Annotated in this window: 5 protein-coding genes; all 5 read left to right on the forward strand. The window is 63.0% G+C overall.

All coding sequences use genetic code 11. From position 1 onward, the window contains the following. Positions 1-211: 211 nt before the first annotated feature. The gene (locus tag AAFP05_RS02115) at positions 212-1072 is read left to right on the forward strand and encodes a DUF3097 domain-containing protein (protein ID WP_341728201.1); all 861 of its coding nucleotides are present in this window, start codon (positions 212-214) and stop codon (positions 1070-1072) included. Between the two features lie 47 nt (positions 1073-1119). Then, positions 1120-3891 carry an alpha-amylase family glycosyl hydrolase gene (locus AAFP05_RS02120; protein WP_341728202.1) on the forward strand — a complete coding sequence of 924 codons (2772 nt, stop codon included), beginning with the start codon at positions 1120-1122 and terminating at the stop codon, positions 3889-3891. A gap of 5 nt (positions 3892-3896) precedes the next feature. Continuing rightward, the gene (locus AAFP05_RS02125; RefSeq protein WP_341728203.1) at positions 3897-4682 is read left to right on the forward strand and encodes an inositol monophosphatase; all 786 of its coding nucleotides are present in this window, start codon (positions 3897-3899) and stop codon (positions 4680-4682) included. Between the two features lie 73 nt (positions 4683-4755). After that, positions 4756-5769 (forward strand): heat-inducible transcriptional repressor HrcA, encoded by a 1014-nt coding sequence (gene hrcA, locus AAFP05_RS02130; protein ID WP_341728204.1) that lies wholly within the window; start codon positions 4756-4758, stop codon positions 5767-5769. 13 nt (positions 5770-5782) lie between these two features. Next, a partial coding sequence (locus tag AAFP05_RS02135; RefSeq protein ID WP_341728205.1) for a DnaJ domain-containing protein occupies positions 5783-5986 on the forward strand: 204 nt, incomplete at its 3' end.

Raw genomic sequence — 5986 nt, forward strand, 5'->3', positions numbered from 1 at the left:
CTGGATGGCCGGTTGCTGGCCGATGGTGTGATCCGCGATCTATTGGATTAGGGCCCTAACGCGCTTCAGTGCTCCCCAGGTGCCTGCGCCGGCACTGATTTGGCGTGCGCAGCCCATCTGGGGAGCACTCAGGCGCGTTGTGCCGGTTTCCTCACCGGCGCCCAGCGCGTCCTGGACCCACCAACGGCAGCGGGCTACTACCCTTCGGCAGGTGGGAGTCTCCAATGATCGCTATGGCCGTGACGTGCTCGACCCGAAGGCCGCCCGCAACCGGCGTCCGCAGACAAAGGACGTGCCGATGCAGTTGGGCATGGTTGTGGAGGACCCGGCGTCCGGTTTCGTGGGGGAGATCATGGGCTGGGAGAACGGCCTGGTCGTGCTGGAGGATCGCAAGGGCAAACGGCGCAGCTTCCCGGTGGGTCCCGGCTTCTGGCTGGACGGCATGCCGGTGGCGCTGCGCATTCCGCCGCGCACCGGATCAACCAAGCGTTATACCGCCTCCGGCGCGCGGGCGGTGCCCGATGGACCTGCCAAGGTGGCCCTGCCAAGTCGTATCTATGTCGAGGGCCGCCATGACGCGGAGCTGGTGGAGAAGATTTGGGGCGGCGATCTGCGTCATGTCGGGGTGGTCGTCGAATACCTGGGGGGTATCGACGACCTGGTCGCGATCGTGGCTCAGTTCCGACCCGAGCCCGGGCGGCGGCTCGGAGTGCTCGTGGATCACCTGGTCAGCGGTAGCAAGGAGACGCGGATTGCCCAACAGGTTGCACGCGGTGGATACGGCGACGTCGTCCAGATCACCGGGCATCGTTTCATCGATATCTGGCAGGCCATCAGGCCGGAGGTCATCGGCGTGAAGGCCTGGCCCGAGGTGCCGCGCGATGTCGACTTCAAGCAGGGAACACTAGCCTCACTAGGCCTTCCGCACTCCGATCAGGCAGACATTGCGCGGGCCTGGCAGTCGATGCTGGGTGCGGTACGCACCTTCCGTGATCTGGATCCCGATTTCACCAGGGAGGTCGAGAAACTGATCGACTTCGTCACGCAGGACCACCTGGGAGAGATCGGCTGAGCGTCGAAAAGAGACTGAGTAAAGCCAGTTACGTTATCGTCGCATCTATGACCACAACAGGGGCCGAGCAGACAAGTCCTGCCGAGAACGAGCCGCAGGGCGCTGGCTCTGCAGACCAGGATGTCTCCGCATCTTCCGATCAGAACCTTGTCGAGTCTCCGGAGCTGGTCAGCGACGGCGATCGCGAGCCCCAAGACTCCGTTGACGACGACTCGCACCAAGATGACGCTGATCCGCAGCAAAGCGACCAAGCTGCTGAACCGGACGCGCAGCAAGACGGTCCCACGGCCGCGCCGGAGCTTATCGGCCAGCCGGACGACTACGTCCCGCCGGCTCCGGACGACGACTCCGTGACCGCCTTTGCCCCAGACATGTGGGAACTCGGCGGCTGGCCACTTGGCGCAACTGTCGACACGCAGAAGGACATGACCTCGTTCGCCGTCTATGCGCCGAAGGCGACCCGGGTGGTCATCGAGCTCTACGACGCGGACATCGGTGTCGATGCCCGTCACCGCTTCGATGCGGTGAAGGGGGAGGACGGAATCTGGCGTAGCCAGCTGATCGGTGTCGGGCCCGGCCAGCTGTACGGCTATCGCGTCTGGGGCACGAACTGGGAGGTCGTACCCCAATGGCAGCCGGGTTCGCTCGCCGGTTTCGGCTCCGATCGCGACGCGGACGGCAATCACTTCAATCCCAACAAGCTGCTGCTCGATCCATACGCTCGCGAGATCAGCCATGTGCCGCTCAGCCCACGCATCGCCGAGGCGGGAGCCGATCGCAGCATCTTCGTCACCGGCGGCGGCGATTATCACGGCAAGGTCCGCCGCAGCGTCGATTCCGGGCGTTTCGCCCCGAAGGGCGTGGTGATCTGCGATACCACCAGCACGGGGGAGGCTCCGAATCGTCCAGCCCAGGACGTTTCGATCTATGAAGGACACCTCAAGAACCTCACCATGCACCCATCCGCTGCCAAGCTCGGCGACCTGCTCGCCGACGAGGAGCACTTTGACGAGGTCCACAACATTCCGGACGAGTTGCGGGGTACCTATGCGGGAGCGGCGTACCTGGCTCCTTATCTGAAGGGGCTGGGCTTCACCACCCTCGAGCTGCTTCCGGTGCATGAGACCGATACGGACCAGATCGGCGCGATCAACGGCACCACCAATTTCTGGGGGTATCAGACGATCGGATTCTTCGCCCCCAACCGTGACTATGCGCATGACAAGTCTCCGGGCGGGCCGACGCGCGAGTTCAAAGAGATGGTCCGGGCGTTTCACGAGCACGACATCGAGGTCTACCTCGATGTCGTCTTCAACCACACCGCCGAGGGCGGCAATTGGGATCAGGACATCGATTCGGCGGCGTTCGTCAGCTTCGGAGGCTTCGCTACGACGAACTACTATGACCTGACCGCCGACGGATATATCGTGGACGGGGCCACCGGATCGTCCAACCAGACGAATTTTTCCAGCCGTGCGCTGTGCGATCTGGTGATCAATTCGCTGATCTACTGGCACGACATCATGGGCGTCGACGGCTTCCGTTTCGACCTCGCCACGGTGCTCGGACGATTCCCTGCGCGCTCCGACAAAGAAGACTGGGGTGGCCGGCGGCGCTTCTACAACGCCCATCCGCTGCTGCGCGAGGTCGTCGAACTGGCCGATGATCGCGATATCGAGGTCATTGCGGAGGCCTGGGATCTGTGGGGATACGAGGTGGGGAACTTCCCGTCGGGCTGGGGCGAATGGAACGGCCGCTTCCGGGATGCGGTTCGTCATTATCTGAAAGGCGACGGCAATACCCGTGCGTTCATCGAACTCATCAACGGGGATTGGCTGCATTTCAACGACAATGCCGGTCCACAGAAGTCGATCAATTTCGTGACGGCTCATGACGGTTTCACAATGTTCGACCTGGTGAGTTTCAACGAGCCGAACAATCATCAGCCGTACCCATTCGGACCCTCGGACGGCGGAACGCCACAGAACAACTCCTGGGATTCGGGCGGTGATCAGGCACTGCGGCGCACCCGTTGGCGCAACAACTGGGTGACCTTGATGACCGCCCGCGGCGTGCCGATGGTGGTGAGCGGTGACGAATACGGCCGAACTCAGAACGGCAACAACAACCCGTGGAGTCTGAACACGATCGGTATGTGGAACAACTGGGCACAGCTGGCGTCCAACACCCCAACCCGGTTGCCGGTCGATCCGAACGATCCCGGATTGGCCGCGTATTTCGACGTCGTGGGTGAATGCGATTCCGCAGAAAACGTCAATCCGATGTTCCGGTTCGCGAGATTCACCGCCCGGCTTCGTGCATTGGACCCGACGCTGCGCCAGAAGACCTGGGGTTCGGGGGAGCTGGATTCCGAGGATGTCAGCTATCTCTATTACACGCCTAACCTTTCCGCAGAGCCCGGGCTGACCGATAGGCAGATGACGGTGCTGATCAACGGCGCCGGCGTCGGTGGCACCGACTACCTCGTCATGCTCAATATGTATCCCGCACCGGCCGTCTTCAAGGTGCCGAATTCCACCGAGATTCCGCGCCGCGACCTGAAATGGCATCGTCTCATCGACACGGCTCCTTGGGCCGAGTCGGAGGACAACTGCTGGCCGCCAGCCGATGGTGACGTCATCGAATCCCGCTACACCGTCGAGCCCTGGTCGATCGCGGTACTGGCCGCTGCGTCCGATCAGTCGCCGATTTTTGCCTACCGCGGATTCTCATACCGCGATCGTCAGAAGAGGCCCTACCCGAGCCGATACCGCCAGAGCTCGGCAGCAGCGGCACGCAAGAGCAGGCGAGCACAATAGTGAACATGCAGACCGACGAGGTTCTTCAGCTGATGATCGATGTGGCCGATCGGGTGATCAGGCCCAGATTTCGCGCGCTGGGAGGCAACGAGGTCGATGAGAAGTCGCCCGGAGACTTCGTCACGGTGGCCGATCGGGAATCCGAGGAGCTGCTGACCGCCGAGTTGCTCGCCCGGAATCCCGGCTGCCTGGTCGTCGGTGAGGAGGCGAGTTTCACCGATCCTGCGATCCTCGCGGGGCTCGGCGATGCCGACCTCGCGTTCACGGTCGACCCGGTGGACGGCACCGGGAACTTCGTCAAGGGATCGCCCGACTATGCGGTGATGATCGCCGAGGTCCGCCGCAATGAGGTGACCCGTTCGTGGATCTGGCAGCCCGAGGCCGGACGCGCCTACGTGGCCGAACGCGGCGCGGGCGTCACCTGCAATGGTGAACTCCTGATGAGGGGCGAGACTCACCACCCGGCCCGTGCCGGGGGAACCAGAAGGATCTGGCGGCAGTTCGACTCGTCCGATGGTTTCGCGATCGCGGCCGGATCCAACTTCTGCGCCGGGTTCGATTACCCTCAGCTGCTGCGCGGTGAGGTCGATTTCTTCGTCTACGGCAAACCGAAGCCTTGGGACCATCTGCCCGGTCTGCTGATGCTGCAAGAACTCGGAGGCACGATCGTGCAGGCCAACGGTGAGGATTACGGTCCGGCGAGCCTGGACGCCCGGGCCATTTGCTCGGCCACCGATCCCGAGTTGGCAGGCATTGTGGCAGCACGGTGGAATCCGCCGGAAACGGCCTGACTGGCATCAGCCGGACCGCGGGGTAGGATTGGCACTCGAAATTGCGGAGTGCCAGCGGCCAGGAGGGAGAACGATGGACGACCGGAAGTTGAAGGTACTCGGCGCCATCGTCACCGACTACGTCGCCACCCGCGAGCCGGTGGGCTCGAAGATGCTGGTGGAGCGCCACAGCCTGGATGTCTCGCCGGCGACGATCCGCAACGACATGGCCGTGCTGGAGGAGGAGGGCTACCTCGCGCAGCCACACACCAGCGCCGGACGAGTACCCACTGACAAGGGCTATCGACTCTTCGTGGATCGGCTTGCCACAGTCAAACCGCTGTCGTTGGTTGAACGCCGGGCGATCTCGAGTTTCCTGGCAGGTGCTGTTGACGTGGACGACATCGTCCACCGCACCGTGCGGCTGCTTGCTCAGCTGACTCGCCAGGTCGCCATCGTGCAGTATCCGGTATCGAGTTCGGCGACCATCCGCCATGTCGAGATCATCAGCCTGAGTGCCGACCGGGTGCTGGTCATCCTCATCGACTCCACCGCGCGCATCGACCAGCATCCGGTCGCATTGACCGAATACACCGATGACGAGCTGATCGGTTGGCGCAATCAGTTGAATGCGGCGGTCGAGGGACGCAAACCCGTGCAGGCCGATGCGGCGCTGGCCGAACTGACAGCAGCGTCGGACTTCGACCAGACTCGGCTCTCGATGATCATCGAAGCGTTGCGCAGCATGCTGGCCAACGATCCCTCCAGCGAGATCGTTGTCGCGGGCATGCCGAACCTGATGCGCTACGGCGCGTCGTACGAGACGGCGATCATGCCGGTGCTGGATGCCCTGGAAGAGCAGGTTGTACTGCTGCGTTTGCTCGGCGATGCGGTCGCCGAGCATCCTGGCGAGGTGACGGTGCGCATCGGCCAGGAGAATCCGTATGTTCCGCTGCACGGGACATCGCTGGTGGCAAGTGAATACGGATCCGACGAGGTTTGGGCATCGCTGGGCGTCGTCGGCCCCACGTCTATGGACTATCCCTCAACGATCTCCGCCGTGCGGGCCATTGCCCGCTATGTCGGCAGATTCCTGGCAGAAGGATGAACGAGAACAACTGATGAGCAACCCTGACTACTACCAGGTGCTGGGCGTGTCCCGGAACGCCGGCGCGGACGAGATCAAGAAGGCTTACCGCAAGATGGCCATGAAGGTGCATCCCGACGTGGCCACCGATCCGGACGCGGAAGAGAAGTTCAAGCAGGTCAACGAGGCCTACGAGGTCTTGAGCGACCCCAACAAGAGGGCGATCTTCGATCGCGGC

The sequence above is a fragment of the Brooklawnia sp. genome (genome assembly GCF_032229645.1).
In the GTDB taxonomy this organism is placed as follows: domain Bacteria; phylum Actinomycetota; class Actinomycetes; order Propionibacteriales; family Propionibacteriaceae; genus Brooklawnia.